Origin of the sequence: Nocardioides psychrotolerans (genome assembly GCF_900113685.1) — a bacterium.
GTDB lineage: Bacteria > Actinomycetota > Actinomycetes > Propionibacteriales > Nocardioidaceae > Nocardioides > Nocardioides psychrotolerans.
Genome location: NZ_FOQG01000032.1, coordinates 1 through 25,788 on the forward strand (window position 1 = coordinate 1; position 25,788 = coordinate 25,788).

At 73.0% G+C, this 25,788-nt stretch carries 28 protein-coding genes and 3 riboswitches; of the genes, 12 read left to right on the forward strand and 16 right to left on the reverse strand.

Annotation, left to right across the window (positions count from 1 at the left end; all coding sequences use genetic code 11):
* Positions 1–306, forward strand: a 306-nt coding sequence (locus tag BM204_RS22880; protein WP_177223735.1) for an HNH endonuclease signature motif containing protein, incomplete at its 5' end; no start/stop codon positions are given.
* Positions 307–599: 293 nt separating this feature from the next.
* Here BM204_RS22880 and BM204_RS21545 read toward each other — a convergent pair.
* The gene (locus BM204_RS21545; RefSeq protein WP_218031388.1) at positions 600–1,307 is read right to left on the reverse strand and encodes a (2Fe-2S) ferredoxin domain-containing protein; all 708 of its coding nucleotides are present in this window, start codon (positions 1,305–1,307) and stop codon (positions 600–602) included.
* A gap of 17 nt (positions 1,308–1,324) precedes the next feature.
* Positions 1,325–1,533: riboswitch (cobalamin riboswitch) on the forward strand.
* Positions 1,534–1,588: 55 nt separating this feature from the next.
* On the opposite strand from BM204_RS21545, the gene BM204_RS23685 reads away from it, so the two are divergent.
* Positions 1,589–3,133: a precorrin-8X methylmutase gene (locus tag BM204_RS23685; protein ID WP_091117598.1), complete on the forward strand. Its 1,545-nt coding sequence runs from the start codon at positions 1,589–1,591 to the stop codon at positions 3,131–3,133.
* Positions 3,130–4,677 (forward strand): precorrin-2 C(20)-methyltransferase, encoded by a 1,548-nt coding sequence (locus BM204_RS21555; protein WP_091117600.1) that lies wholly within the window; start codon positions 3,130–3,132, stop codon positions 4,675–4,677. The genes BM204_RS23685 and BM204_RS21555 overlap by 4 nt, the downstream gene beginning before the upstream one ends.
* Before the next feature lie 2 nt (positions 4,678–4,679).
* On the opposite strand, the gene BM204_RS21560 is transcribed toward BM204_RS21555, so the two are convergent.
* The 3 genes from BM204_RS21560 to cbiE are packed head-to-tail and all read right to left on the reverse strand — an operon-like array spanning position 4,680 to position 7,611.
* Positions 4,680–5,231: a CG0192-related protein gene (locus BM204_RS21560; RefSeq protein ID WP_091117601.1), complete on the reverse strand. Its 552-nt coding sequence runs from the start codon at positions 5,229–5,231 to the stop codon at positions 4,680–4,682.
* Positions 5,231–5,983, reverse strand: a complete 753-nt coding sequence (gene cobM, locus BM204_RS21565; protein WP_174813047.1) for a precorrin-4 C(11)-methyltransferase — start codon at positions 5,981–5,983, stop codon at positions 5,231–5,233. Before cobM ends, BM204_RS21560 begins: the two co-directional genes overlap by 1 nt.
* Positions 5,980–7,611 carry a precorrin-6y C5,15-methyltransferase (decarboxylating) subunit CbiE gene (gene cbiE / locus BM204_RS21570; protein WP_246166597.1) on the reverse strand — a complete coding sequence of 544 codons (1,632 nt, stop codon included), beginning with the start codon at positions 7,609–7,611 and terminating at the stop codon, positions 5,980–5,982. Before cbiE ends, cobM begins: the two co-directional genes overlap by 4 nt.
* Positions 7,612–7,679: 68 nt before the next feature.
* Positions 7,680–7,816: riboswitch (cobalamin riboswitch) on the forward strand.
* A gap of 23 nt (positions 7,817–7,839) precedes the next feature.
* On the opposite strand from cbiE, the gene BM204_RS21575 reads away from it, so the two are divergent.
* The 6 genes from BM204_RS21575 to BM204_RS21600 all read left to right on the forward strand — a co-directional run bounded on the left by BM204_RS21575 (position 7,840) and on the right by BM204_RS21600 (position 13,991).
* On the forward strand, positions 7,840–9,876 hold the full coding sequence (locus tag BM204_RS21575) for a VWA domain-containing protein (RefSeq protein ID WP_091117605.1): 2,037 nt from the start codon (positions 7,840–7,842) through the stop codon (positions 9,874–9,876).
* Positions 9,876–10,490 carry a cob(I)yrinic acid a,c-diamide adenosyltransferase gene (gene cobO, locus BM204_RS21580; RefSeq protein ID WP_091117607.1) on the forward strand — a complete coding sequence of 205 codons (615 nt, stop codon included), beginning with the start codon at positions 9,876–9,878 and terminating at the stop codon, positions 10,488–10,490. The genes BM204_RS21575 and cobO overlap by 1 nt, the downstream gene beginning before the upstream one ends.
* Complete coding sequence (locus BM204_RS23380) at positions 10,487–11,842, forward strand: cobyrinic acid a,c-diamide synthase CobB (protein ID WP_246166598.1); 1,356 nt, start codon at positions 10,487–10,489, stop codon at positions 11,840–11,842. The genes cobO and BM204_RS23380 overlap by 4 nt, the downstream gene beginning before the upstream one ends.
* A gap of 1 nt (position 11,843) precedes the next feature.
* Complete coding sequence (gene cobC, locus BM204_RS23385) at positions 11,844–12,869, forward strand: Rv2231c family histidinol phosphate aminotransferase CobC (RefSeq protein ID WP_170259318.1); 1,026 nt, start codon at positions 11,844–11,846, stop codon at positions 12,867–12,869.
* A gap of 3 nt (positions 12,870–12,872) precedes the next feature.
* Positions 12,873–12,963: riboswitch (adenosylcobalamin (AdoCbl) riboswitch) on the forward strand.
* A gap of 44 nt (positions 12,964–13,007) precedes the next feature.
* Complete coding sequence (locus BM204_RS21595; protein ID WP_091117608.1) at positions 13,008–13,214, forward strand: CbtB domain-containing protein; 207 nt, start codon at positions 13,008–13,010, stop codon at positions 13,212–13,214.
* Between the two features lie 12 nt (positions 13,215–13,226).
* Positions 13,227–13,991 carry a CbtA family protein gene (locus BM204_RS21600; protein WP_246166599.1) on the forward strand — a complete coding sequence of 255 codons (765 nt, stop codon included), beginning with the start codon at positions 13,227–13,229 and terminating at the stop codon, positions 13,989–13,991.
* Here BM204_RS21600 and cobU read toward each other — a convergent pair.
* Complete coding sequence (gene cobU, locus BM204_RS21605) at positions 13,981–14,505, reverse strand: bifunctional adenosylcobinamide kinase/adenosylcobinamide-phosphate guanylyltransferase (RefSeq protein WP_091117610.1); 525 nt, start codon at positions 14,503–14,505, stop codon at positions 13,981–13,983. The two genes, BM204_RS21600 and cobU, sit on opposite strands and share 11 nt — an antisense overlap.
* 26 nt (positions 14,506–14,531) lie before the next feature.
* Here cobU and BM204_RS21610 point away from each other — a divergent pair, with 26 nt between their 5' ends.
* On the forward strand, positions 14,532–15,482 hold the full coding sequence (locus BM204_RS21610) for a cobalamin biosynthesis protein (RefSeq protein WP_091117611.1): 951 nt from the start codon (positions 14,532–14,534) through the stop codon (positions 15,480–15,482).
* Here BM204_RS21610 and BM204_RS21615 read toward each other — a convergent pair.
* The 10 genes from BM204_RS21615 to BM204_RS21655 form a co-directional block, all read right to left on the reverse strand.
* Positions 15,430–16,173, reverse strand: a complete 744-nt coding sequence (locus BM204_RS21615; RefSeq protein WP_091117613.1) for a cobalt-precorrin-6A reductase — start codon at positions 16,171–16,173, stop codon at positions 15,430–15,432. The genes BM204_RS21610 and BM204_RS21615 overlap by 53 nt on opposite strands.
* Complete coding sequence (locus BM204_RS21620; protein WP_246166600.1) at positions 16,170–17,696, reverse strand: cobyric acid synthase; 1,527 nt, start codon at positions 17,694–17,696, stop codon at positions 16,170–16,172. The genes BM204_RS21615 and BM204_RS21620 overlap by 4 nt, the downstream gene beginning before the upstream one ends.
* On the reverse strand, positions 17,678–18,112 hold the full coding sequence (locus BM204_RS21625; RefSeq protein ID WP_091117615.1) for a heat shock protein transcriptional repressor HspR: 435 nt from the start codon (positions 18,110–18,112) through the stop codon (positions 17,678–17,680). Before BM204_RS21625 ends, BM204_RS21620 begins: the two co-directional genes overlap by 19 nt.
* A complete protein-coding gene (gene dnaJ, locus BM204_RS21630) occupies positions 18,112–19,299 on the reverse strand; it encodes a molecular chaperone DnaJ (protein ID WP_091117617.1) in 1,188 nt (395 codons plus the stop codon). Before dnaJ ends, BM204_RS21625 begins: the two co-directional genes overlap by 1 nt.
* 30 nt (positions 19,300–19,329) lie before the next feature.
* The gene (gene grpE, locus BM204_RS21635) at positions 19,330–19,923 is read right to left on the reverse strand and encodes a nucleotide exchange factor GrpE (protein ID WP_246166601.1); all 594 of its coding nucleotides are present in this window, start codon (positions 19,921–19,923) and stop codon (positions 19,330–19,332) included.
* The gene (dnaK, locus tag BM204_RS21640) at positions 19,920–21,782 is read right to left on the reverse strand and encodes a molecular chaperone DnaK (RefSeq protein WP_091117619.1); all 1,863 of its coding nucleotides are present in this window, start codon (positions 21,780–21,782) and stop codon (positions 19,920–19,922) included. Before dnaK ends, grpE begins: the two co-directional genes overlap by 4 nt.
* Positions 21,783–22,136: 354 nt before the next feature.
* On the reverse strand, positions 22,137–22,988 hold the full coding sequence (locus BM204_RS21645) for a hypothetical protein (RefSeq protein ID WP_143099877.1): 852 nt from the start codon (positions 22,986–22,988) through the stop codon (positions 22,137–22,139).
* 172 nt (positions 22,989–23,160) lie between these two features.
* Positions 23,161–23,310, reverse strand: coding sequence for a hypothetical protein (locus tag BM204_RS23065; RefSeq protein WP_218031389.1), 150 nt, complete (start codon positions 23,308–23,310; stop codon positions 23,161–23,163).
* Positions 23,271–23,843: a phosphotransferase gene (locus tag BM204_RS21650; RefSeq protein ID WP_218031390.1), complete on the reverse strand. Its 573-nt coding sequence runs from the start codon at positions 23,841–23,843 to the stop codon at positions 23,271–23,273. The genes BM204_RS23065 and BM204_RS21650 overlap by 40 nt, the downstream gene beginning before the upstream one ends.
* On the reverse strand, positions 23,831–24,685 hold the full coding sequence (locus tag BM204_RS21655; protein WP_246166602.1) for a DUF3626 domain-containing protein: 855 nt from the start codon (positions 24,683–24,685) through the stop codon (positions 23,831–23,833). The genes BM204_RS21650 and BM204_RS21655 overlap by 13 nt, the downstream gene beginning before the upstream one ends.
* Before the next feature lie 39 nt (positions 24,686–24,724).
* Between BM204_RS21655 and BM204_RS23070 the strand changes: the two genes are divergently transcribed.
* Positions 24,725–24,895, forward strand: a complete 171-nt coding sequence (locus tag BM204_RS23070) for a histidine phosphatase family protein (protein ID WP_256215846.1) — start codon at positions 24,725–24,727, stop codon at positions 24,893–24,895.
* Positions 24,892–25,299: a histidine phosphatase family protein gene (locus BM204_RS21660; protein ID WP_218153751.1), complete on the forward strand. Its 408-nt coding sequence runs from the start codon at positions 24,892–24,894 to the stop codon at positions 25,297–25,299. The genes BM204_RS23070 and BM204_RS21660 overlap by 4 nt, the downstream gene beginning before the upstream one ends.
* Here BM204_RS21660 and BM204_RS22890 read toward each other — a convergent pair.
* Positions 25,286–25,788 (reverse strand): HNH endonuclease signature motif containing protein (locus BM204_RS22890; RefSeq protein WP_177223736.1); only part of this gene is annotated, 503 nt, incomplete at its 5' end. The two genes, BM204_RS21660 and BM204_RS22890, sit on opposite strands and share 14 nt — an antisense overlap.

The following is a 25,788-nucleotide window of genomic DNA, read 5'->3' on the forward strand; positions in this document are numbered from 1 at the left end:
TACGAGATCCCCGACCGCCTCCGGGTCCAACGCGAACACATCGACCACCACTGCGTCTTCCCGTGGTGCACCAGACCAGCGAGATCCTGCGACATCGACCACGTCGTCGCCTACGAGCAAGGTGGGAGCACCTGCTCCGACAACACCGCTCCACTGTGTCGAGGGCACCACCGCGCCAAGACCCACTCCGGGTGGACCTACGACGCAATCGACACCGGCAGCTACGTGTGGCGATCACCCCACGGACTCTTCTTCCGTGTCGACCATCAAGGCACCACCCCAGTCGCCCCACCCGGCGAGACCTGAGTCCACCGCCCCACACCCCGCCGCCGGCGGGGCCACAGGCACGTCCAAGCCTGGGCAACGCGAGGACTGTCGTGGACCTGAGGCCCTCAGACGTCCGCTCATGCTTGTTATCCGAGCGCATCTGCACCCCACGGGTGCCCGGCGGCATCACACGTCGATCACAGAGGGGGTCCGAGGCTCCCCGCCGTTCGGATCCGCCACGCTTCCCCTGCTGACCAGGTCTCGACGCCCGCACTGACGCCCGTCGGGCTCGACCACCGAGACGAGCCGGCACCACCGCGGCGCCGATCGTCTCAGCGTGGCAGCCCCAGGTCGGCGACCGGCATGCCGTCGACGAGGTGCTCGTGGACGATGCGGACGACAGCAGCAGCATCGACACCGCCGTACCAGATGTCGTCGGGCTGGACGGTGAGGACGGGAGCTTGGTTGCAGGGCAGCAGGCAACCGGTGTGGGTGACGAGCACGTCGTCGTCGCCGAGGCCGCGCTCGACGAGGGCGAGGACGAGGGCCTCGGCGGTGCGGTCGGAGCCGAGGGCGGTGCAGCGGGGGCCGCGGCAGACCAGGACCTGGTGCCGGTGGGCGGGGACGTCTTCCCAGGCCGCCGAGGTGAGGCCGGGCTCGGCGCCGGTCAGCGGCCGGACCTCCTCGAGGACCGCGCCCAGCGCAGCAGACCCGAGCGAGGTCAGCAGCCGGGAGGCGACCTCGACGACGGGCCGGTGGCCGGCGCGCTCGCGCCACCAGTGGGCGGCGATGCGGCGCAGCCAGGAGGCGGCGGGGGCGAGGGTGCCGAGGCTGACGCCGACGAGGACGACGCGCTCGACCCCGGCATCCGCGAGCCGGTCGAGCTCGCGGGACAGCGACGGGTCGCCGAGCTGCAGGAACGCGACACCGGTGTCCGGACCGGCTGTGCCGGCCAGGGCCAGCAACGAGTCGCGGGCGTCGACCTCGCGCACCGACATCGCGACCAGCACGGTCGCGGAGCACCCCGTGGGCTCGTGCATCGGACCCCTTCCGGTCTTGGTAGCCTGCCGACGCCAGTCAACCCTGTGGCGACACAGGGCAGGGAACCCGGTGTGAATCCGGGGCTGACGCGCAGCGGTGTGGGTGACGGGCGAGGCACCTGCCGAGAGGCAGAGCCACTGGAGGAATCGGGCGACCGGTCTCCGGGAAGGCGTCTCGTCCCGCGTGATCCCGAGTCCGAAGACCTGCTGGCCCTTGCGGCGACCGCCGCGGGGTCGACGCGGGCCTCGCGATCCAGGCTCGGACCTCACGAGGACCGCCCATGGCCACCACCCGCAGCCGCACCCGCCCGGACCGCTGCCCCGGCGCCCTGCGCCCCTGGATCGCCGACGATGGCGCCCTGGTCCGGCTGCGCCTCATCGGCGGCCACCTCCCGCGACCGGCGCTGGGGGAGCTGCTCCGCATCGCCGAGGAGTACGGCGACGGCCGGCTGCACCTCACCTCGCGCGCCAACGTCCAGCTGCGTGGTCTTCCCCACGCGGACGGCGCCCTGCCCACGCAGCTGCTCGAGCGGCTGACCACGACTGGGCTGCTGCCGAGCCTGACCCACGAGCTGGTCCGCAACGTCGTCGTCTCGCCCCTGACCGGCCGCCTGACCCGCACCGGCGGACGGGCCGACCTCCGACCGGTGGCGGCTGCCCTCGACGCAGCCGTCTGCGCGGAGCCGCTGCTCGCCGGGCTGTCGGCGCGCTTCCTCTTCGTGCTCGACGACGGGCGCGGTGACGTGCTCGACCGCGACACCGACCTCGGGCTGGTCGCGCTCGACGACCGCACCGCCCAGCTGCGGGTCGGCCCGACGTGGGGACCGGTCATCGACCTCGCCGACGCACCCGCGGCGCTGCTGGACCTCGCTCGCGCGTTCGTCGGCGTCGGCGGGACCGGCCCCGACGCTCCCTGGCACGTCGACGAGCTGGCCACGCCACTCGCCCGGCCCCACCACCCGGATCCCCGACTGCCCGACCCCGCCAGCGCCCTCGCCCCGGGCACGCACCGCCAGGACGACGGGCGACGGGCGCTGCACGTCGTCTGCCCCGACGGCAGCATCGGCCGCGGCCTCCCCCTGCCCGGCGACGGCCCGGTGATCATCACGCCCTGGCGCAGCGTCATCGTCCCGGACCAGCCGGGCGTACCGGACCTGCCTGACCTGCCGGGCGAGCCACCCCCGCGCCGCTACGCCTACGTCGCCCAGGGGGCGGCGATCTACGCCGACTCGTTCGAGACGATCCGGCGGGAGGGCAGCTTCGCCCACCTGCCGGCCGACGCGGAGAAGGTCGCCGTCCGGATGGTGCACGGCACCGGGCAGGTCGACCTGGCGCGCGACCTGGTGATCCACCCCGACCTGGCGCGGGCGGCGCGCACCGCTCTCGAGCAAGGAGCGCCGATCCTCACCGACGCCCACATGGTCGCCTCGGGCGTCACCCGCGCGCGGCTGCCGCGCGACAACGACGTCCTCTGCCTGTTGCGCGACCCCGCCGTCCCCCACCTCGCCCGCAGCTGGGGCACGACAAGATCAGCCGCCGCGCTCGGCCTCTGGGGCGACCGGCTCGACGGCGCCGTCGTCGCGATCGGCAACGCCCCGACCGCGCTCTTCCACCTGCTGGAGATGCTCCTCGACGGGGCGCCCCGGCCGGCCGCGATCATCGGCTGCCCGGTCGGCTTCATCGGCGCCGCCGAGTCCAAGGAGGCGCTGGCGACCTTCGCCGCCGACCACGGGATCGACGTCCCGTTCCTCACCGTGCGAGGCCGCCGCGGTGGCTCCGCGATGACCGCCGCGGCGCTCAACGCCCTGGCCCAGGAGCGCGAATGACCAGCACCGGACGAGGACGGCTCTACGGCGTCGGCCTCGGTCCCGGCGACCCCGAGCTCGTGACCCTCAAGGCGGCGCGACTGATCGCGACCGCCGACGTCATCGCCTTCCACGCCGGCGTCGGCAAGGAGTCCAACGCCCGCCGGATCGCCGCCGACCTGATCCCGGCGACCGCGACGGAGGAGGAGCTGCGCTACCCCGTCACGACGGGCACGACCGACCATCCCGGAGGCTACGTCGGCGCGCTCGCCGACTTCTACGAGGAGTGCGCCCGACGCCTTGCCGCGCACCTCGAGGAGGGCCGCACCGTCGTCGTGCTCGCCGAGGGCGACCCCTTGTTCTACGGCTCGTTCATGTATCTCCACGACCGTCTCGCCGATCGTTTCCCCACCGAGATCGTGCCGGGTGTCCCCGCCTTCGTCGCCGCGACCGCCACCGTGGCCGCTCCGCTGGTGCGCCAGACCGACGTGCTCACCGTCCTGCCCGGCACCCTGTCCGAGCCCGAGCTCGCGCGCCGCCTCGCCGACACCGACGGCGCGATCATCATGAAGCTGGGCCGCACCTTCCGCGCCGTACGCTCCGCGCTCGCGCAGGCCGGCCGCCTCGACCACGCGATGTACGTCGAGCGCGCCTCGATGCCCGCCGAGCGCTGGTTGCCGGTGGCCGACGTCGACCCCGATACCGTCCCCTACTTCTCGCTGATCGTGGTCACGGGCGACTCGCGCAACGGCCGGCGAGCCCGGTCGGCCGCAGAGGCGCGGCCCCGGCCGACGACACCAGGCACGACCCCGTCGGCCGAGCTGCTCGTCGTCGGCCTCGGTCCGGGCCCGGACGACTGGCTGACGCCCGAGGTGAGCGCGGCTCTGGCGCAGGTCGATCACGTCGTCGGCTACGCCCCCTACGTCCACCGCGTGCCCCAGCGCCCCGGACTCCAGCGCCACGCCAGCGGCAACACCGTCGAGGTCGACCGGGCCCGCCTGGCGCTCGACCTGGCCAAGGCCGGCGAGCGGGTCGCGGTCGTCTCCGGCGGCGACGCCGGCGTGTTCGGCATGGCCTCGGCGGTCTTCGAGGCGGCCGAGGACCCGACCTACGACGACGTGCACGTGCGCGTGCTGCCGGGGCTCAGCGCGGTGCAGGCCGTCGCAGCGCGGGCGGGAGCACCGATCGGCGCGGACTTCGCGGTCCTGAGCCTGAGCGACCGGCTCAAGCCGTGGTCGGTGATCGAGCAGCGGCTGCGCGCGATCGCGGGGGCCGACCTGGTGCTCGCGATCTACAACCCGGCCTCACGCTCGCGCGTCGATCAGGTCGCGCACGCGCGCAAGCTGCTGCTGGAGCACCGCTCCCCCGACACCGTCGTGGTCGTCGGTCGCGACGTCGGCCGCGCCGAGGAGTCGCTCACCGTCACCACGCTGGGCGACCTGGACACCGACAGCATCGACATGTCGTGCCTGCTGCTCGTGGGTGCGTCGAGCACGCGGGTGAGCAGCACGGGCCGGGTGTGGACGCCCCGCTACGTCGAGGGCCAGGTCGAGGGCCGGGTCTAGGGCTAGGTCGAGACGAGCACGACCGGTTCGTCCTGGCCATCCCAGGTGCCGGTGAGGAACGCCCCGTCGGCGGTCTGCTCGGCCTCGAGCACGTGGTGGAAGCGCAGCGGGTCGTCGATCGAGCCACCCGAGCCGGCGACGATCACGCTGGGCTCGCGCGTCTGGATCATCCCGTCCACCTCGATGATCTCGATGGCACCCACCTGCCCCTCCTCGATCGCCGCGGCGAAGGCCTCGAGGGCGACCGGGTCCTGGGTGCCGTCGTAGATCCAGCGCTCGCCCAGCACCGAGTGCTGCATCGTGGCGACCAGCGCGCCCTCGGCGCCCTCGAGCGGCGCACCGCGGTAGGTGAGCGGGACCTGCACGACCAGGCCGGTGCCGTCGGTGGCCAGGAGGGTCTCGATGCCGATCTCGTCCTTGGGGTCGTCGAAGCGATAGCCGCCGATCATGGTCAGCGGGCCGGCCAGCGGCGGGCACCAGTCCTGCTGCGGCACCCAGGCCTGCAGCACCTCGAGCTTGGTCGGCGTGAGCGTCGCGCGGTGGAGGAGGGCCATCACGCCAGCCTAGAGCGGTGCCTCGCAGGGTCGTAGAGGTAGGACTCCCCGCCGCCGGCCGGGTCGAGCACCCGCCCGACCAGGATCACCGCGGCCTGGCGCAGGCCGGCGGACTCGACCTGGTCGGCGATGTCGGTGAGCGTGCCTCGCAGGACCCGCTCCTCGGGCTGGCTCGCGCGGTGGACCACCACCACCGGGCAGTCGGCGCCGTAGTCGTCGACCAGCGACGCCGCCACCTCCCGTGCACGGGCGGTCGCGAGGTGCAGCACCAGCGTCGCGCCGGTGGCGGCGAAGGCCTCCAGGGCCTCACCGGCCGGCATCGCCGTCGAACGCGACTGCGCACGGGTCAGCACGACCGACTGCGTCAGCAGCGGCACGGTCAGCTCACGGCCGACCACGGCGGCCGCGGCGGCGTACGCCGGCACCCCCGGCGTCACGTCCCACGGCACGTCGGCGGCGTCGAGACGGCGGGTCTGCTCGAAGAGCGCGGAGTAGAGCGACGGGTCGCCCGACGCGAGCCTCACGACGTCGGCGCCCTCGGCGTGCGCGGCCACCATGACGGCCGTCATCTGGTCGAGGTCGAGGTCCTGGGTATCGACGAGCCGCGCGTCGGCGCGGCAGTGGCCGAGCATCCCGGCGTCGAGGTAGGTGCCGGGGAAGAGCACCACGTCGGCGACGGCGAGCATCCGAGCCGCGCGCACGGTGATCAGGTCGGCGGCGCCCGGACCGGCGCCCACGAAGTGCACGGTCATGCGGTCCACGCCCACTGGGTCACGGCGCGCGCGGGCGTCCAGCCGGTGAAAGTGCCGATCGGCTCGGCGTGCTCGACCGAGATCCGGGTCAGCTCGCCGCCGAGCTCGACGTGCAGCCGCGCCAGCTTGGCCTCGGTCTCGATCGTCACGCCGTGCACCACCAGTCGTCCGCCCGGAGCCAGGGCGGTCCGACAGGCGTCGATCACGCCGGCCCCGGTCGCGCCCCCGCCGACGAAGATCGCATCGGGTTTCGCCAACCCGGCAAGGGCTTCCGGCGCCGACCCGGTCACCACCCGCACGCCGGGTACGCCGAGGCGCGCGGCGTTGCGAGCCACGCGCACCGCCCGCTCGGGGTGCTGCTCGACCGCGACAGTGCGGCACGTCGGGTGGGCCAGCGCCCACTCGATGCCCACCGATCCGGCGCCCGCGCCGACGTCCCACAACAGCTGCCCGGGCTGGGGCATCAACCGCGCCAGCGCGCTGGCCCGCAGGTCACGCTTGGTGAGCTGACCGTCGTGCTCGAAGGTGTCGTCGGGCAGCCCGGCGGTCCACGAGCCCACGACAGGGCCGTCGAGGTCCAGCGCCAGGACGTGCAGCGGTGACACGCTCTGCGACGGCTCGGCGGACCACGACCGGGCGAGCCCCGTGACCCGTGACTCGTGAGCAGCACCGAGGTCGCCGAGGGCAGTCAGCCGGGTAGCGCCGTAGCCGGCGCCGACCAGCAGCGCCGCCACGACCGTCGGGGTCGTGGCATCGGAGGAGAGCACCAGGACACGCTGTCCGGGAGCGAGGAACCTCAGCAGGGACTGGGGATCACGCCCCACCAGGGTCGCCACGGCGACCGACTCGGAGGGCCAGCCCATCCGCGATCCCGCCAGCGCGACCGACGACACCGCAGGGTGCAGCTCGACCGCGTCACGGCCGAGCAGGTCGATCAGCGTGGTGCCGATCCCGGAGACCAGCGGGTCGCCCGAGGCGAGCGCGACGACCGAGCGGTCGGCGTACTCCTCGAGGAGCGCGAGCAGCCCTTCCCGCAAGGGTGCCGGCCACGCGCGACGGAGCTGCCCCTCGACGGGCGGGACGAGCTCGAGGTGGCGGGTGCCGCCGAGCAGCACGTCGGCGTGCTTCAGCAAGCCCTGCTGGGGATCCCCGACACCGGACCACCCGTCGGCACCGATGCCGACGACGGCGATCCGTCGGGCCGGGCCGTGCCCGAGGGCGGGCAGCACGTGGTCGCGGAGCAGGGGTGCGAGGGGCACGTCGACCTCGCCGCGCACCACCGCGGCCGGGTCGAGCCACAGCAGCTCGGCGATCTCGGCGGCGGCCTCCGGCTCGCCCCGGAGCTCGGCGGTGAACACGCTCGACTCGACCCGCATGCCGGGCTCGTTGGCGGCCACGGCGACCCAGTGGCCCAGCGGCTCGACGTCGGTCACCTCGAGCCCGATCTCCTCGCGCACCTCGCGGACGGCAGCGGCGGCCGCGGACTCCCCCGGCTCGAGCTTCCCGCCCGGCAGCATGAACCGGTCGGTGCCTCGCTTGCGCACGGCGAGCACCCGGCCGGCCTGGTCGCGGAAGCAGACGGCAGCCACGACGATCGGGACGGCGGGTTGCTCGGTGGGGTCAGGCACGGGGCAGGACGCTAGCGCGTGGACCTCCGAGCCACCGCCCCGACGCGGTCGCTAGCCTGAGCCACGACAGGCACGAGGTGCCCTGAAGTCCGGCCCCCACGGCGGTCCGACGGGAGAATCTGGGAAGCCGGTGAAAGTCCGGCACAGGCCCGCTGCGGTGACCCTCTGGGGAAGTCCGAAGACCGGCCTCGCGCCACCTATCCGTTGGCGGACGAGCGGGAGCCTCCCATGCCACAGCACTACCCCTTCTCTGCCGTCGTCTCCTCAGCCGCTGTCTCCTCAGCAGGCGCTGACGACCCGGCGGGGCTGGACCCGATGGCGTTGGCCCTGGTCCTCACCACCATCTCGCCCGGCGTCGGCGGCGTCCTCGTGCGCGGCGAGAAGGGCACGGCCAAGTCGACGATCGTGCGCGCGCTCGCGGCAGTCCTGCCGCCGATCGACGTCGTGGCCGGTGACCGGTTCTCCTCCGACCCGGCCGAGCCGCATCCGCGCTCGCCCGACGGGCCCTTCGCCGCCGACGCCCCGTCCGAGACCCGCTCCGTGCGCCTGGTCGAGCTGCCGGTCGGTGCGACCGAGGACCGCGTGCTGGGCTCGCTGCACCTGGAGCGGGCGCTGAGCGAGGGCAAGGCTGAGTACGAGCCCGGGCTGCTGGCCCGCGCCCACCGCGGCGTGCTCTACGTCGACGAGGTCAACCTGCTCCACGACCACCTCGTCGACCTCCTGCTGGACGCCGCCGCGATGGGTCGCTCGACCGTCGAGCGTGACGGGGTCTCCGTCGAGCACGACGCGCGCTTCGTCCTCGTCGGCACGATGAACCCCGAGGAGGGTGAGCTGCGACCGCAGCTCCTCGACCGCTTCGGCCTCACCGTCGAGGTGGCTGCTCCGCGCGACCCTGCGGTGCGCATGGAGGTCGTCCGGCGACGCATGGCCTTCGACGCCGACCCGCCCGGCTTCGCGGCGTCCTACGACCAGGCGGAGCGCGCTCTCACCGAGCGCATCGCCACTGCTCAGCGGCTCGTCGCGCACGTCGAGCTGACCGACGCCTCGCTGCTCAAGATCGCCGAGATCTGCGCGGCCTTCGACGTCGACGGGATGCGCGCCGACATCGTCACCGCTCGCGCCGCAGTCGCCCACGCCGCCTGGCACGCCCGCACCTCGGTCACCCGAGCCGACATCCGCGCAGCGGCCCTCCTGTCCCTCCCGCACCGCCGGCGCCGCAACCCCTTCGACGCCCCCGGCCTCGACGAGGACCTCCTCGACCAGCTCCTCGGCGACGACGAGCCGCAGCCGCCCGAGCCGACGAAGCCGGAGCCGGAGCGGAGCGACGGCGAGGAGGGCGAGGCGGAAGACGAGGCGGAAGGCGAGGCAGCCGAGCGAAGCGAAGGCGACCCGGCCCAGCCCGAACCGACCGAGACGCCGAGTGGCACGACCGGGAGGGACACGACAGCGCCGACCGGCACGCCGTACCGGGCGAAGCTCTTCACCGTCGCCGGCACGGGAGCGGGCGAGGCCGGCAAGCGGAGCAGGGCGATCACCGCGTCGGGTCGCCGCATCGGCGCACACCGACCGACCGGCCCGGGAGGATCAGGGGGCAGCATCGACCTGATCTCCACGATCCTGAGCGCCGCGCCGCACCAGCACGCGAGGGGTCGTAGGACGGGCAGGCTGCGCCTCCACGGCGACGACCTCCGCGTCGCCACCCGCGAGGGCAAGGAAGCCAACCTGGTGCTGTTCTGCGTCGACGCGTCCGGCTCGATGGCCGCCCGACGCCGCATGGAGCACGTCAAGACCGCGATCCTGTCGCTGCTCCTCGACGCCTACCGCCGCCGCGACAAGGTCGGGCTCGTGACGTTCCGGGCGGACGGCGCCCTGGTCGCGCTGCCTCCGACCCATTCGGTCGACATCGCGGCGACCCGGCTCGAGCAGCTGCCCTCAGGTGGGCGTACGCCGCTCGCCGAGGGCCTCCTCGAGGCCGACCGGGTGCTGCGGCTCGAGCGGGTCCGGGACCCGCGGCGCCGACCGTTGCTGGTCGTCGTGACCGACGGCCGCGCGACCCACGGTCCCGACGCCGTCGCCCGGTCGCGCCAGGCGGCCGCGCACCTCGCCGCCCAGGGCATCGCCAGCCTGGTGGTCGACTGCGAGAGCGGACCCTTCCGGATGGGGTTGGCCGCCGAGCTCGCGGGCCACCTCCGGGCCGAGCACGTGCCGATCGCCGAGGTCAGCGCAGCGGACCTCACCGGCGCTGTCCGCGAGCGGGTGGCCTGATGCCGCAGGGTCAGCCGACCAACGTGCCCGACGACGGGCTCACCACGCGCGAGCGGCGCCGGCAACCGCTGCTGATGGTCCACACCGGCGACGGCAAGGGGAAGTCGACCGCCGCCTTTGGGCTCGCGATCCGCGCGTGGAACCAGGGGTGGGACGTCGGGGTCTTCCAGTTCGTGAAGTCCGCGAAGTGGCGCATCGGCGAGCAGACCGTCCTCGAGCGGCTCGGCGAGCTGCACCGCCAGACCGGCGAGGGTGGGCCGGTCGAGTGGCACAAGATGGGCGCCGGCTGGTCCTGGTCGCGCAAGGACGGCGCCGAGGCCGACCACGCCACCGAGGCGGCCGAGGGCTGGGCGGAGGTGAAGCGACGGATCGCCGAGGAGCGCCACGACCTCTACGTGCTCGACGAGTTCACCTACCCGATGCAGTGGGGCTGGGTCGACGTCGAGGACGTCGTGGAGACGCTGTCGCAGCGCCCCGGTCGGCAACACGTCGTCGTCACCGGTCGCCGCGCCGACGCCCGGCTCGTCGAGGTCGCCGACCTGGTCACCGAGATGACCAAGGTCAAGCACCAGATGGACCGCGGCCAGAAGGGCCAGCGGGGGATCGAGTGGTGACGCCGCCCCCAGGAGCCCTGCCCCGACTGGTGATCGCCGCGCCCGCGTCCGGCCACGGCAAGACCACCGTCGCCACCGGGCTGATGGCCGCGCTGCGCCGCGCCGGCCACGTCGTCAGCGGCCACAAGGTCGGTCCGGACTACATCGACCCCGGCTACCACGCGCTCGCCACCGGCCGCCCGGGGCGCAACCTCGACCCGTTCATGGTCGGCGAGGAGCGACTCGTCCCACTCCTGCTGCACGGCGCCCGCGGCGCCGACCTCGCTGTGGTCGAGGGCGTCATGGGCCTCTACGACGGGCAGATCGGCGGTCAGGGCTTCGCCTCGACCGCCCACGTAGCAGCGGTGACGAGCACGCCCGTCGTGCTGGTCGTCGACGTGTCCCACGCGTCCCGCTCGATCGGGGCGGTGGTCCACGGCATGGCGACCTACGAGCGTGGCGTCGACATCGTCGGGGTGATCCTCAACAAGGTCGGCACCGCACGCCACGCGACCGAGGTGCGCGCCGCCATCGCACCCACCAGCATCCCGGTCCTCGGCGAGCTGCACCGCGACGACGGCATCAGCGCCCCCTCGCGGCACCTCGGGCTGGTCCCGGCACAGGAGCGTGACGAAGCCGGCCACGCGCTCGACCTGCTCACCGAGCGGATCGCCGAGCGGGTCGACCTGGACCGAGTCCTGGCGCTGGCCCGCACCGCACCGGACCTCGATGCGACGCCGTGGGACGCGACCACCGAGGTCACCCCTCCGACCGACCGGAGGCCGGTCGTCGCGATGGCAGGCGGCCGGGCCTTCACGTTCCGCTACGCCGAGACCGAAGAGCTGCTGCGCGCTGCGGGCTGCGACGTCGTCACCTTCGACCCACTCACCGACCCCGCGTTGCCCGCGGGCACGAGCGGCATCTACCTCGGCGGCGGCTTCCCCGAGGTGCATGCCGCCGACCTGAGCGCCAACACCGCGCTCCTCGCCTCCCTCCGCAGCGCCGTCGCCGACGGCGTCCCCACGGTCGCCGAGTGCGCCGGCCTGCTCTACCTGTGCCGCAGCGTCGACGACGCCGCGATGATCGGCGCGCTGCCGGCCAGTGCCTCGATGACCCCCCGGCTCACGCTGAGCTACCGCCGCGCCACCAGCCCGACCGACACCCTGCTGGCCCGCGCCGGCGAGACCGTCACCGGCCACGAGTTCCACCGAACGGAGGTGAGCCCACCAGCCGGGCGCGACGCGGCCGCCTGGGTGATCGACGACCAGCCCGTCGGCTACGCGTCCGCCCGCCACCACGCGTCGTACCTCCACACGCACTGGGCCGGCCACCCCCACCTCGCGCAGCGCTTCGCCGACGCGGTCCACGGCTGACATGACGGACGCCCTCCGCGATGCCCTGCGGCACCACGGCGACGTCGAGGCCACCGAGGGCCTGGTCGACCTCGCCGTCAACGTGTACGACGAAGCGCGGCCGACGTGGTTGGACGACGCACTGCGGGCGAGCCTCGAGGACGTCGCGCACTACCCGAACCCGACGAGAGCCCAGCAGGCACTGGCAGTTCGCCACGGTCGCGACCCTGACGAGGTGCTGGCGACGGCCGGCGCGGCGGAGGCGTTCGGGCTGCTGGCGCGGTTGCGCGACTGGCGACGACCGGTGGTGGTGCACCCGCAGTTCACCGAGCCCGACGTGGCCCTGACCCAGGCCGGGTGTCCGCCCGACCATGTCCTCCTGCACCACGAGGACGGCTTCCGGCTCGACCCCACCCGTGTGCCGGACGACGCCGACCTCGTCGTGGTCGGCAACCCCACCAACCCGACCGGGGTGCTCCACCCCGCCACGACGCTGAGATCACTAGCGCGGCCCGGTCGGCTGGTCGTCGTCGACGAGGCCTTCATCGACTTCGTGCCCGACGAGGAGGAGTCGCTCGCCGACCTCGCGCCTGCGGACAATCCCCTACCAGGCTTGGTGATCGTGCGAAGCCTGACCAAGCTCTGGTCGATCCCCGGAGTCCGCGCCGGCTACCTGCTCGCGTCCCCCGACGTCATCCGGGACCTGCGCGACGGGCAGGCACCCTGGTCGGTCTCGACGACGGCAGCAGCGGCGATGCGGGCCACCGCGACGGACCAGGCACGCGGGGAGCAGGAGCGTCGAGCCGCGCGCACCGTCACGGCACGAGCGGTCCTCGTCGACGGCCTCAGCGCGCTCGGGATCCCGACCGTGCCCAGCCGCGCACCCTTCGTCCTGGCCCGGGTCGGTGAGGGGGTCCACGCGCGTCTCAGGAGCAACGGTTGGGCCGTCCGACGGGCCGACACGTTCCCCGGCCTCGGCCCCGAGTGGGTGCGGATCTCGGTCCGCGCACCAGAGGTGACACGGCGGTTCCTCGATGCCCTAGGGTGAGCGCACGGGCACGAGGAAGCCGGTGGAATTCCGGCACAGTCGCGCTACTGTGACACCCCTCCACGAGGGGTGGAGTCAGACCCGAGTGCCCGTGAATCCCCAACTATCCAGGGACGCACGTATCCCTCAGGAGGACTCATGTCGTACGCCACCCCTGCCCCGATGGCAGGCCCCCTCTCGGTCGAGATCCCCTCGATCCCCGCCATCCCGCTGGCCCAGCTGGCGCCGTGGCTGGTCTTCGTCACGCTACTCAGCGTCCTGACGATCTTCTTCGTCGGCTCCGGCACGATGCTGCACGAGTTCGTGCACGACGGTCGCCACCTCCTCGGCTACCCCTGCCACTGACAGCCGACTGACATGGCGCGGTCCGAGACCCTGACCACCCGCACCTTCCTCCTCCACGGCCTGCTGGCCGGCCTCGTCGCCGGTCTGCTCGGCTTCGCCGTCGCGTCCGCGGTCGGCGAGCCCTCTCTGGCGAGCGCGATCGCCCTCGAGGACGAGCACAGCCATAGCCATAGCCTTAGTGACGGTGACGAGGAGACTGCGGCTGTCTCCCGCGACACCCAGAGCACCTGGGGCCTGGCCACGGGGACCATCGCCATCGGCGTGGCCCTCGGCGGCCTGGTCGCCCTGGGTGCGGCCGGCGCCATGGGTCGCCTCGGTCGCCTCCGGCCCGGCCAGTCCACCGCCCTGGTGACGGCGGTCGGCTTCGTAGCCGTGGCCCTGGTGCCGTTCCTGAAGTACCCCGCGCTCCCGCCCGGTGTCGGCAGCGGCGACAGCATCGGCGAGCGCACGGCGTCGTACGCCGTCTTCCTGCTGGTCTCCGTCGTCGCGGCGGCCCTCGCGGTCGCGCTGGCGGCCCTGCTCACCCCGGCTCGTGGGGTCTACGTCGCCACGCTGGCCGGGGCGGGCGGCTACCTGGTCGTCGTGGTCCTGGCTGCCGCGGTGCTGCCCGCCACCCAGCAGCTCGGCGCCTTCCCGGCCGACACGCTGTGGTCGTTCCGTCTCGGGTCGCTGGCCACGCTGGCAGCGGTCTGGCTCGGGATCGGGGTGGTGCTGACCGGCCTGGTCGGTCGTGCGAGTGCGAGCACGAGCACGAGCACGAGGCTTGCTAGAGCCTGAGCGCGCGGCCTGCGACGACCAGCACCACGTCGTCGCAGGCCGTCGCGACGCGTTGGTTGACGACGCCGAGCAGGTCGCGGAACACGCGGCCCGAGCGGTGGTCGGGCACGATGCCGAAGCCCACCTCGTTGGTGACCAGCACGACCGGCCCCACCGCCTCGCCCAGGGCGGCCACGACGGCATCGGTCGCGGTGGCCACCGTCTCCTCGAGCGTCTCGCGAGCGGCATCCCAACCGGCGTCGTCGAGCAGCGCGGTCAGCCAGGTGCCGAGGCAGTCGACCAGCACCGGTCCGTCGGACTCGCGGATCGCCGCCGCCACGTCGGTCGTCTCGACCGTGGTCCAGCTGTCGGGCCGGCGCTCGCGGTGCGCGGCGACGCGCGCCGCCCAGTCGGGATCTGCCTCGTCGTCGGGCGTTGGCCCAGGAGCGACGTAGCGCACGGGCTCCTCACCGAGCAGCCGCTCCGCATAGTCGGACTTGCCGGAGCGCACCCCGCCCGTGACCAGGACCTTCATCGGGAGTCAGCCTATCGGGGCTCCCCGTGAGCTCGCGGGCGGCCGGTCTGCTGCTCGGTCTCGCCTTCGACCGGGCGCTCGGCGACCCGACGCGGTGGCACCCCGTGGCCGGCTTCGGCCGGGTGGCGGGCGCGCTCGAGCAGGTGACGTACGGCGACGCGCGCGGCCACGGCGTGCGGCACACGGCCCTGTTGGTCGGTGGCACCGTCGCGCTCGGTGTCGCCGCGGAGCGGGCGACCCGCGACCGCCCGGTGCTGCACACGCTCGTCACCGCCGCCGCGACCTGGACCGTGCTCGGCGGGGCGTCGCTCGGCCGTGAGGCCATGGCCGTGCACGACCTCCTGGTCGCGGGGGACCTGCCCGGGGCCCGTGCGCGACTGACCCACCTCGTCGGGCGAGACACCTCGGTCCTCGACACCTCCGGGGTCGCCCGGGCGGTCGTCGAGTCGGTCGCGGAGAACACCTCGGACGCGGTCGTCGCGCCGCTGGTGCTCGGCGCGGTCGCGGGGGTCCCGGGGCTGCTGGGCTACCGCGCCGCCAACACCCTCGACGCGATGGTCGGCCACCGCACGCCGCGGCTCGAGCGGTTCGGCTGGGCCTCCGCCCGCCTCGACGACGCGCTCAACCTGCCGGGGGCACGACTCGCGGGCGCACTGACGGTGCTGCTGGGGGACGACCGGCGTGGCGCCGTACGGGCCTGGCGGCGGGACGCCGCGGCCCACCCCAGTCCCAACGCCGGGGTGGTCGAGGCCGCTTTCGCGGGCGCGCTCGGGCTGCGGCTGGGCGGCCCGACGACCTACGCGTCCGGGGTCGAGCAGCGCCCGGCCCTGGGCGACGGGTGGGACCCGAGCCCGGCCGACATCGTGCGCGCGACCCGGCTGGCCGACCGGGTGCAGCTCGGGGCCGGGCTCGCCGCCGCCGCACTCAGCGCGGCACTCGCGCTGCGACCCAGGCGGCCGCGCGGGCGGCGTCGCTGACGACCTCGCCCCCCGCAGGCGCCGGCCGCGCCACGACGACGACCGGCAGCCGCAGGGCCCGGGCCGCGTCGAGCTTGGGCCGCGTCAGGTCGCCGCCAGAGTCCTTGGTGACCAGCACGTCGACACCGTGCTCGCGCATCAGCGCCAGCTCACCGTCGAGCAGGTAGGGCCCGCGGTCGAGCAGCACCCGCCACGTCGGAGGGACGGGCACCTCGGGTGGGTCGACGACACGCACCAGCGCGTGGGCCTCGGCCAACGGCCCGGTGAAACGGCCCAGGGACTGGCGCCCGACGGTGAGGAACGGTCGGCTCCCCAGCGACGCAGACGCCGCCGCGGCCTCGTCGTGGCCCTCGACCCAGTGCCACTCGTCGGCACCGGGCAGCGACGACCAGCCGGGCCGCTCGAGCCGCAGCAGCGCCACGCCCTCGGCGGCGCAGGCCTGGACGGCGTGGTCGGAGATGCCTGCGGCGAAGGGGTGCGTCGCGTCGACCACCACGTCGGGGGCGGCCTCCCGCAGGTGGGCGCGCAGGCCCGCGACCCCACCGAACCCGCCGAGCCGGGTCTCCCCCACCGGCAGCCGCGGCCGGGCGACGCGACCGGCGAGCGAGGACACCACGGCCACGTCGGCCTCGACGAGCAGCCGGGCCAGCTCACGCGCCTCGCGGGTGCCGCCGAGCAGCAGCACGCTCACCGGTCGCGCCCGGGAGCCAACAGGGGCAGCCCGACGGGGGCGCCGTGAGCGACCAGGTCCAGCAGCGCCTCCACGTCGAGGTGCTCCTCCACGAGGTCGGCGAGCAGGTCGAAGCGGGCCTCACGACGCTCGGCGAAGCACACCCCTGCCGGCGCGTACGACGACCCCGCGGCCTCGGCGGCCACCGTCAGGAAGGCCTCGCGCAGGGCGTCGGCCTCGAGGCTCCCGTGCCACATGGTGCCGAAGACCGCGCCCGTGCGGGCGCCGCCGAGGAACTCCTCGGTCGCGACCCCGAGAGTGACGCGGCCGTGGTGGATCTCGTAGCCGTGGGCGGCTGCGCCCAGCGCGTGACCGGTCGGCAGCCGCAGCACCTTGTCGGCGGCGAAGGTGGTCTCGACGTCGAGCAGGCCGAGCCCGTCGACGACAGCCCCGGCCTCGCCCTCGACGCCCGCGGGGTCACTGACGCGGCGCCCGAGCATCTGGAAGCCACCGCAGATGCCGAGCACCGGACGCCCCGCAGCGGCGTGGGCGAGGACGGCCCGGTCGAGGCCCCGGCTGCGCAGCCAGGCGAGGTCCTCGATCGTGGCGCGGGTGCCGGGCAGCACGACCAGGTCGGCGTCGGCCAGCGCTCGCGGGTCGGAGGCGAAGACGACGTCGAGGTCGGGCTCGAGGCCGAGCGCGTCGACATCGGTGAAGTTGCTGATGCGTGGCAGGCGCACGACCGCGACCCGGAGCCGCGTCCCTGCCTCTGACGCGCGCCGCGCCTCCAGGTCGAGCGCGTCCTCGGAGTCGAGCCAGACATCAGGTCGCCACGGGAGGACGCCGTAGACCGGGCGGCCCGTGATCCGGGCCAGCTCGTCGGTGCCGGGCGCGAGCAGGGAGACGTCACCTCGGAACTTGTTGACCACGAAGCCCGCCACCAGCGCCTGGTCGGCCGGCTCGAGCAGCCCGACCGTGCCGTACATCGCGGCGAAGACCCCGCCACGGTCGATGTCGCCGACCACCACGACCGGCATCGAGGCGTGCCGGGCGAGGCCCATGTTGACGTAGTCGCCGGCACGCAGGTTGATCTCGGCCGGGGAGCCCGCGCCCTCGGCGACCACCACGTCGAAGCGGCTCGCCAGGTCGTCGTACGCCGTGTGCGCGGCGTCGCGCAGGTGGGTGCGGCCGCCGACGAAGTCGGTCGACGACAGGGTGCCGGCCGGTCGACCCATCACCACGACGTGGCTGCGCTGGTCACCACCGGGCTTGAGCAGGACCGGGTTCATCGCGGGCTCGGGCGTGGCGCGGGCCGCCAGCGCCTGGGTCCACTGGGCGCGACCGATCTCGGCGCCTCCACCGTCGGGGCCGGCGCAGACCATCGAGTTGTTGGACATGTTCTGCGCCTTGTAGGGGGCGACGCGCAGTCCCCGGCGCGCGAAGGCACGGCAGAGCCCGGTCGTGAGCACGCTCTTGCCGGCGTCGGACGTGGTGCCGGCGACGAGGAGCGAGCCGCGGACCGGGCTCAGCGGCCGCGCCGCCACACCACGACCGACTGGTCGGGGTCGGACGGGCGCAGCACCGGCAGCCGGTTGGGTGGCCCCGCCGCGCGGCGTACGGTGACCGCCTGTCGCAGCGCCTCGCGGGTGGCCTCGAGCTCGACGAGCAGCTCCTCGTTGCGGCGACCGAGGGCTGCGGCGCGGTTCTCGAGCTCGAGGATCCGGCGCACCCCCTCGATGCCGATGCCGGAAGAGGTGAGGTCGGCGATCTCGCGCAGCCGGTCGATGTCACGCGGGGAGTAGCGGCGACCGCCACCGCCGGTGCGGCCCGGCGTGATGAGCCCGAGCCGTTCGTAGGTGCGCAGGGTCTGCGGGTGCAGGCCCGTGAGCTCCGCGGCGACGCTGATCACGAACACCGCGGCATCAGGCCCGGGAGCCGCGAAGGGGTCGCGCGCGGACATCACGCACCGGCCTCGAAGAGGTTGGCACGAAGGGGCTTGCCTGCCATGGCCTCACGATAGGCCTCGATCGCGGCCCGTGCGGGCTCGTCGAGCACCGCAGGCACCTGGACCTCGACCGTGGCGAGCAGGTCACCGTGAGAGCCGTCCACCTTGACGGCGCCCTTGCCGCGGACTCGGAAGGTGCGCCCGTTGGGCGTGCCGGCGGGGACCTTGAGGGTCACCGGGGCACCCGTGAGGGTCGGGATCTTGATGTCCGCCCCGAGCGCGGCCTCGTCGAAGGAGACCGGCACGGTGAGCGTGAGGTTGTCGAGCTTGCGTCCGAAGAGGCGGTGCGCACCGACCTTGACGATCACGAAGAGGTCGCCGGCCGGGCCACCGTTCTCGCCGGTGGCGCCCTTGCCGCGCACCCGGATCCGCTGACCGTCCTTGACGCCTGCGGGGATGCGGGCCTGGATCGTGCGGGCCGACATGCCGCGACCGCTGCCGCGACACGTTGCGCACTTCTCGTCGTAGACGAGCTGCCGGCCACCGCAGCCGGGGCAGGTCTCGTTCATCGAGAACGCGCCGCCGACGGAGGCGGTGACGTAGCCGGCGCCGTCGCACTCCGGGCAGACCCGCGGTCGGGTCCCCGCTTTGCCGCCGGTGCCGGAGCAGTCGGGACAGGGCGCATCCGAGGTCAGTCGCAGCGAGATCGTGACGCCGTCGATGGCGTCGGTGAAGCTGATCGTCGCCGTGGTCTCGACGTCGGCACCCTTGGCGGGGCGGCGGACCTGCTGGCCGCGCCGGCCCCCGCCGAAGAGGTCGCCGAACATGTCACCGAAGCCCGCACCGCCGCCGGCCCCACCCGCACGGTCGCGGAGCAGGTCCTCGACGTTGAAGCCGCCACCGCCAGCACCGCCACCGCCGGCGAAGCCACCGCGGGCAGCGCTGGAGCCGTAGAGCGAGCGCATCTCGTCGTACTTGGGACGCTTGTCGGCATCGCCCACGACGTCGTATGCCTCGGCGACGGACTTGAACTTGTCGTGCTTGGCGGTGTCCCCCGGGTTGGAGTCGGGGTGGTTGGCGCGCGCGAGCTTGCGGTAGGCCTTCTTGATCTCCTCGCTCGACGCGTCCTTCTTGACGCCGAGCACGGCGTAGAAGTCCTTCTGGGCCCAGTCAGCCCGGACCCCGTCCTTCTTCTCACTCATCGCGCACCTCCCTCCACCGTCGTGTGTCGCTTACTGGTCTGCGGGATCGACGACCAGGACCTGCGCGGCGCGCACGACCCGGTCACCGATCTTGTAGCCGGACTTCGCGATGACCTTGCACGTCGTCACCGCGACGTCCGGGTCCTGGCCCAGGTGGGACAGGGCCTCGTGAACCTTGGGGTCGAAGACCTCGCCGGCCTCACCGAACTTCGTCAGTCCCAGGGCAGCCACCGTGCGCTCGAGCTGCTCGGCCACGGCCTTGAAGCCGTCGTCGAGCGGCGCGTGCTCGCGTGCGCGGTCGATGTTGTCCAGCACCTCGGTGATCGGCGCGAGCGCGGCGTAGGTCGCGTTCTCACGGATCAGGTCCCGGTCGCGGTCGACCCGGCGCTTGTAGTTGAGGAACTCGGCCTGCAGGCGCTGCAGGTCGGCGGTCCTCTCCTGGAGGCGGCTCTCGAGGTCGGAGGGCTCCAGGGGAGCCCCCTCCTCGACCATGTCGGAGATGCGCCGCCGGACCTCGACCTCGACCTCGGCGTCGGTCTCGCCCGGGGCCTCGACCTCGACCTCGGTCTCGTTGGCCATCTCGGCAGCGGCCTCGCCGAAGGTCCCGGGGTCGTCCTGGGTCACTTGGTGTCCTCGGCGGGACCGTCCGTGGCCTCCTCGTCGACGATCTCGGCGTCGACGACGTCGTCGTCGGCCTCTCCCGTCGCGCCGGTGGCACCACCCGCAGCGGCCTGGTCGGCCTCCGCGGCGGCGTACATCGCGGCACCCATCTTCTGGCTGGACTCCCCGAGCTTGCTGATCCCGGCGTTGAGGGACTCCGAGGACGCCTCGGGCTCCTCGAGGGTCGCCTTGAGGCTGTCGAGGTCGGCCTGCACCTCGGTCTTGACCTCCTCGGGGATCTTGTCACCGTTGTCGGCCAGGAACTTCTCGGTCGTGTAGACGAGCTGGTCGGCCTGGTTGCGGACCTCGATCGTCTCGCGACGCTTGGCGTCCTCCTCGGCGTACTGCTCGGCCTCCTTGACCATCCGGTCGATGTCGTCCTTCGACAGCGCGGAGCCACCGGAGATGGTCATCGACTGCTCGCGGCCGGACGCCTGGTCCTTGGCGGAGACGTGGACGATGCCGTTGGCGTCGATGTCGAAGATGACCTCGATCTTCGGGATGCCGCGGGGTGCCGGCGGCAGGCCGGTGAGCTCGAAGTTGCCGAGGCCCTGGTTCTGGCCCCACATCTGGCGCTCGCCCTGGGCGACCTTGATCTCGACCGACGGCTGGTTGTCGTCGGCGGTCGTGAAGATCTCCGAGCGCTTGGTCGGGATCGTGGTGTTGCGCTCGATCAGGGTGGTCATGACGCCGCCCTTGGTCTCAATGCCGAGGCTCAGCGGGGTGACGTCGAGGAGCAGCACGTCCTTGACCTCGCCCTTGAGGACACCGGCCTGGAGCGCGGCGCCGACGGCGACGACCTCGTCGGGGTTGACGCCCTTGTTGGGCTGCTTGCCGCCGAGGAGCTCGGTGACCAGCTCGCCCACGGCGGGCATGCGGGTGGAGCCGCCGACCAGCACGACGTGGTCGATCTTGTCGATCGCGACGCCGCCGTCCTTGAGGACGTTCTGGAAGGGGGTCTTGGTGCGGTCGAGCAGGTCGGCGGTCAGCTTCTGGAACTCGCTGCGCGTCAGGCGCTCCTCGAAGTGGAGGGGGCCGGACTCGCCGTGGGTGATGTAGGGCAGGTGGATCGTGGTCTCGGCCGAGGACGACAGCTCGATCTTGGCCTTCTCGGCGGCCTCCTGGAGGCGCTGCTTGGCGATCTTGTCGGCCGCGAGGTCGACGCCGTTGTTGTCCTTGAACTTCTTGACCATCCACTCGACGACGCGGTTGTCCCAGTCGTCTCCACCGAGGTGGTTGTCGCCGGAGGTCGCCTTGACCTCCACGACGCCCTCGCCGATCTCGAGGAGGGACACGTCGAACGTGCCGCCACCGAGGTCGAAGACGAGGATCGTCTGGTCGTCGCCCTTGTCGAGCCCGTAGGCCAGCGCGGCGGCGGTCGGCTCGTTGACGATGCGGGAGACGTTGAGGCCCGCGATCTCGCCGGCCTCCTTGGTCGCCTGACGCTGGGCGTCGGAGAAGTAGGCAGGCACGGTGATGACCGCGTCGGTCACGGGCTCACCGAGGTAGGCCTCGGCGTCGCGCTTGAGCTTCTGCAGCACGAACGCACTGATCTGCTGCGGCGTGAAGTCCTTGTCGTCGATCTTCTGCTTCCAGTCGGTGCCCATGTGGCGCTTGACCGAGCGGATGGTGCGGTCGACGTTGGTGACCGCCTGACGCTTCGCGACCTCGCCGACGAGGACCTCGCCGGACTTCGCGAACGCGACGACCGACGGGGTGGTGCGGGCACCCTCGGCGTTGGCGATGACGGTGGGCTCGCCACCCTCGAGAACGGCGACGACGCTGTTGGTCGTCCCCAGGTCGATGCCGACAGCACGTGCCATGGTGATACCTCCGGTGATCCGGCCCCGAACGGGGCGCTGGGTGAAGACTGTGGGTGACAGTCTCGCAAACAAGTTGAGTCTGATCAACTCAAGTTCGCTCACTGGCTCAACGGAAGGTGGACGGGCTTTGTTCCCGGCGCCGGTCAGCGGGTCAGCGATCAGCGGGGCCAGCGATCAGCGGGGCCAGGGCTTCCAGGTCCGGCCGAGGTCGGTGCTGACCTCGAGACCGGTGTCCTCGAAGGTTCGCACCGGCGACCTCGATGCTGCGGTCGGGATCGTACGACGTCCCGCCACCGCCGCCGCCGGCCCCGGTGCTGCAGCCCGTCAGCAGCAGGGCCGCCGCGAGGACCGGCCTCAGCGCGGGCGCGACATCCAAGTCGCGCCCCCGTCGTCGCTGACGTGCACCGGGTCGGCCAGCTCGACCCGCTCCCAGTCGCCCTGCTCGGTGCCGACGAACCAGAACGGCCCGGTGTCGCCGAGCAGCAGCCGACCGTCGGCGATCACCTCGAGGGAGGGCCCGTACCACTCCTCCGCCCAGATGCCCTCCAGCGGCACCATGCGCCACTCCTCGGTGGTCGGCGCGTCGGCGTCGCGGACGGCCAGGGAGGCGAGGGACTCGCCCATGTCGCCGGCCAGGAGCGGCACCTCGCGCCACGGTGCTGTGCCGTCCGGGGAGGTGGGGACGCGCAGTCGGTCACCGTCGGCGTTGGGGGTGGCCCACACGTCGCCCTCGGCGTCGATGGCGATCTCGAAGACGTCCTGGGCGATCTCGCGCAGGTCGGGCAGCCGGTGGACGGTGCCGGCTCCCGGGCCTGTGCCGGGGCGGAAGAAGTAGGGCAGGCCCAGGGCGATGTCGCCGGGCCGCGTCGGGGTCGGCCCTTTCACCAGGGGCACCGTCTCCACCTCGCCCGCGCTGGTCACGACGTGCCAGCGGAGCCTGCCTTCGATCGGCCGCACCAGCACCCCGTCATCGAGGTCCCACAGCTCCGGGAGCGCGCTGGACTCGAAGACGCGGACCCCCTTGCCGGCGGCGACGGGGGCGCCCTCGTCGTCGTACCACCGCCAGGCGGAGGCCTGGGGTCCCTCGTCATCCTCGGACTCGACCACGTAGGTCACGAGCAGCGCGTCGTCCCCGGCGAAGGGCAGCCGCGCCGGCCGCCCGACCTCGATGATCTCCTCGGCCGTGGCGTCGGGATCGGCGGCCACCTCCCACATCTGCTCCGGGTCGACCGGCGGCCAGGGCCAGGGCGACGACGAGATGGCGCAGGGTCCGAGACATACCCCCATAGTCACCCACGACGGCCCAGATCTCAGCCCAGATCCTCCAGGGTCGCGTCCCGGTCGCTCTCGGGGACCGACTCGGCGACGTCGGTCCTCATCACAGCAGTGTCACCCGTGAGCGCAGCCAGCTCTCGAGCCGCGCCAGCTCACCCGCGTCGGTGACGAACGACCGCCGCCCGGGCGGGGGCAGGAAGCCGACCACGTCCATCACCTCGAAGAACGGCTGCGGCTCACGCCCCGTGCGCACGACGTAGGCGTCGGCGTCGGCGAAGGACTGTGCCGTGTCCGTGCCGTGGCGGATCGCGATGTTGGTGCAACAGTGGGCGACGTCGAGCCAGGCCGGCCCGTGGACGTCTCGACCCAGTCGACGACGCCGCCGACCTCCTCGCCGACCCACAGGACGTTGCGGTGGTGGAAGTCGCGGTGGATCAGACAGCACTCGTACGCCGGCGGGTCGGTGCGCAGCACCGCGAATGCCTCCTCCCACAGCCCGGCGTCGCTCGCCAGGGCGGAACGACGTACTTCTCCTCCCACGCCCACGACTGGTAGGGGGACCAGCGTCATCAGGTGCGCCGCAACGCCGCAGTGCTCGCCGGCAGCGTCGAGCGCGAGTGACACCGGCGCGGGGACCGGTGTCGTGACGAGCAGACGCTGGACGTCGCGCTCGCGCGTGAGGGCGAGCATCGTCGAGGTCCAACCTCCGGTCAGCTCGCGGACGGCCGACACCGGGCCGAGCACTGACTCGACCCACGCCCTCACGTCGGCGCTCAGCAGTGCCATGGCGACCCGAACCGGGCGACGTGGTGCCAGACCTTCTTCAGGTCCTGGGGGTCGTGCCGATCGAGCAGGAGCGCGCGACCGATGACCGCGGCGTCGAGAACACCGTCCTCCGCGACGCTGCGGCCGACCTCGACGATCTCCGGGCCGCGGAAGCCGGGGTGCCGCTCGAGGGTCGGGACATCGAGTCGCCGACCCTCGTGCCACTCGACCGGGACACCCAGGCGGGAGGCATGGTCATCGATGGGGGTGTGCCGGAAGCTCGGGTCCAGCACGAGCGCCTCCACATCGGTCGAGAGGTCGACAGCCCCGTGCACGTGGGCCTCGACGTAGTCGTCCAGCACATCGGCACCAGCCGCCTCCGCGAGACGCACGAGGTCGCACCGGTCGGCGGTCGCCAGGTCGGTGGGCTCGAAGACCGAGTCGGGGAAGCAGAAGGTGCTGCGGTCGAGGACGTGCTCGGCCAGGCGCAGGTGGCACGACCCGAACCGTGGCGCACCACCGAGCGCTCGCCTCCGGTGGTCGAGCGCGCCGTAGCGGGGCCGCTGCGCCGGCGGCGCGTCGTCGTACGCCCCTGCGAAGATGCGCGACTCCCACCGCCACCGGTCGCCGGTCGGGTGCGCGGTGAGCCCACCGTTGCTGGTGCCGGTCTCGAACTGGCTGCGGTAGGTGCCGGCGACCGCCAGCTCCTGCAGCACCGTCGGCCCGCCGCCGCCGCCGGCGCGCACCCGGTCGGGGTGGAAGTTGAAGGTGATCCGCAGGGACCGATCGAGCGGACCACCCGTCGCCCTCCTCGAGACATGACCGATCGCGGCCCGGGCCCACGGACTCGGCTCGGCGCTCACGGGCCCGATGCTGCCACGTCGATCGACGAAGATGGATGCATGCAGGACATCTATGTGGTCACGCACCCGGAGGCGACGCACCATGTCGAGGGCCTTGTCGGAGGCTGGTTCGACTCCGACCTGACGGCGCGGGGGCACGCGGAGGCGGAGCTGGTCGCGCAGGCGCTCGGCGAGCGGATCGCGCCCGGGTCGCCGCAGCGCTCGGCGTGACGCCGGTGCTCCTACCGGGGCTGCGAGAGAAGTCCTACGGCGAGGGCGGTGGGATGCCGGACGCGTGGTTCCGCGAGCGGTTCGCGCCACCACCCGCCGAGGGCGAGCGGCTGGAGCATGACGAGGGGCTCCCCGGCGGCGAGACGAAGGCAACATGGGCGAGACGGGTCTATGCCGCCATGGACCAGGTCGCGACCGACCCGTCATCGACGAAGGTGGTCGTGACCCACGGCGGCTCGATCACCTTCGTCATCGCCCACTGGATCGGCATGCCGCTCGACTCCCTGAGCCGTGCCAGCTTCCGCGTCCCGTCGGGCAGCATCACGCACCTGCAGAGGGACGACTACTTTCACAACCGTGCGGTGGTGTCGCTCGGCGACACGGCTCACCTCAGGGGTCGGTGAGGTCTCTTGTGCCGGTGGGGGTGACGAGCATCGTTTGGCCGTGGGGTTCTCGCCAGAGGAAGGTGCCGGGGGTGAGTTGTTGGTATCGCCAGCCGGCGTGGGTCTTGAGCTGGTGGTGATGTCGACACAGGGGTGCGAGGTTGCATTCGCAGGTCACACCGGTCCTGGCGTGGGCGATGAGGTGGTCCAGATCGCAGGACCTGGACTTCTTGGTGCAGTGGGGGAACACGCAGGTGGGGTTGCGGAGGCGGACCTTCTCGGCTGTGAGGAAGCTGGGGACGTAGGGGTCTGATCCGTCGTGTCCGGCACTGTCGCTGCCGTTGCAGTGGTCGTTGAGGTTGATCACGGGGCGGATGGTGACGTGACGGTCGCCGCGGGCGAGCCATTCTCGGACGCGGTCGGCGAGGAGGGTGTGGCCGGCCTCGTCGTGGGCGAGGAGTCCGCGGCCTTCGATGACGTCGTGGTCGAGGTGGACGTAGGCCACGATGC

Coding starts and splice junctions, on each gene's coding strand:
- BM204_RS21545 (WP_218031388.1), bottom strand. CDS start 1,307: ATGCACGAGCCCACGGGGTGCTCCGCGACCGTGCTGGTCGCGATGTCG.
- BM204_RS23685 (WP_091117598.1), top strand. CDS start 1,589: ATGGCCACCACCCGCAGCCGCACCCGCCCGGACCGCTGCCCCGGCGCC.
- BM204_RS21555 (WP_091117600.1), top strand. CDS start 3,130: ATGACCAGCACCGGACGAGGACGGCTCTACGGCGTCGGCCTCGGTCCC.
- BM204_RS21560 (WP_091117601.1), bottom strand. CDS start 5,231: ATGGCCCTCCTCCACCGCGCGACGCTCACGCCGACCAAGCTCGAGGTG.
- cobM (WP_174813047.1), bottom strand. CDS start 5,983: ATGACCGTGCACTTCGTGGGCGCCGGTCCGGGCGCCGCCGACCTGATC.
- BM204_RS21575 (WP_091117605.1), top strand. CDS start 7,840: ATGCCACAGCACTACCCCTTCTCTGCCGTCGTCTCCTCAGCCGCTGTC.
- cobO (WP_091117607.1), top strand. CDS start 9,876: ATGCCGCAGGGTCAGCCGACCAACGTGCCCGACGACGGGCTCACCACG.
- cobC (WP_170259318.1), top strand. CDS start 11,844: ATGACGGACGCCCTCCGCGATGCCCTGCGGCACCACGGCGACGTCGAG.
- BM204_RS21595 (WP_091117608.1), top strand. CDS start 13,008: ATGTCGTACGCCACCCCTGCCCCGATGGCAGGCCCCCTCTCGGTCGAG.
- BM204_RS21600 (WP_246166599.1), top strand. CDS start 13,227: ATGGCGCGGTCCGAGACCCTGACCACCCGCACCTTCCTCCTCCACGGC.
- cobU (WP_091117610.1), bottom strand. CDS start 14,505: ATGAAGGTCCTGGTCACGGGCGGGGTGCGCTCCGGCAAGTCCGACTAT.
- BM204_RS21625 (WP_091117615.1), bottom strand. CDS start 18,112: ATGTCCGCGCGCGACCCCTTCGCGGCTCCCGGGCCTGATGCCGCGGTG.
- dnaJ (WP_091117617.1), bottom strand. CDS start 19,299: ATGAGTGAGAAGAAGGACGGGGTCCGGGCTGACTGGGCCCAGAAGGAC.
- dnaK (WP_091117619.1), bottom strand. CDS start 21,782: ATGGCACGTGCTGTCGGCATCGACCTGGGGACGACCAACAGCGTCGTC.
- BM204_RS21650 (WP_218031390.1), bottom strand. CDS start 23,843: ATGGCACTGCTGAGCGCCGACGTGAGGGCGTGGGTCGAGTCAGTGCTC.
- BM204_RS23070 (WP_256215846.1), top strand. CDS start 24,725: ATGCAGGACATCTATGTGGTCACGCACCCGGAGGCGACGCACCATGTC.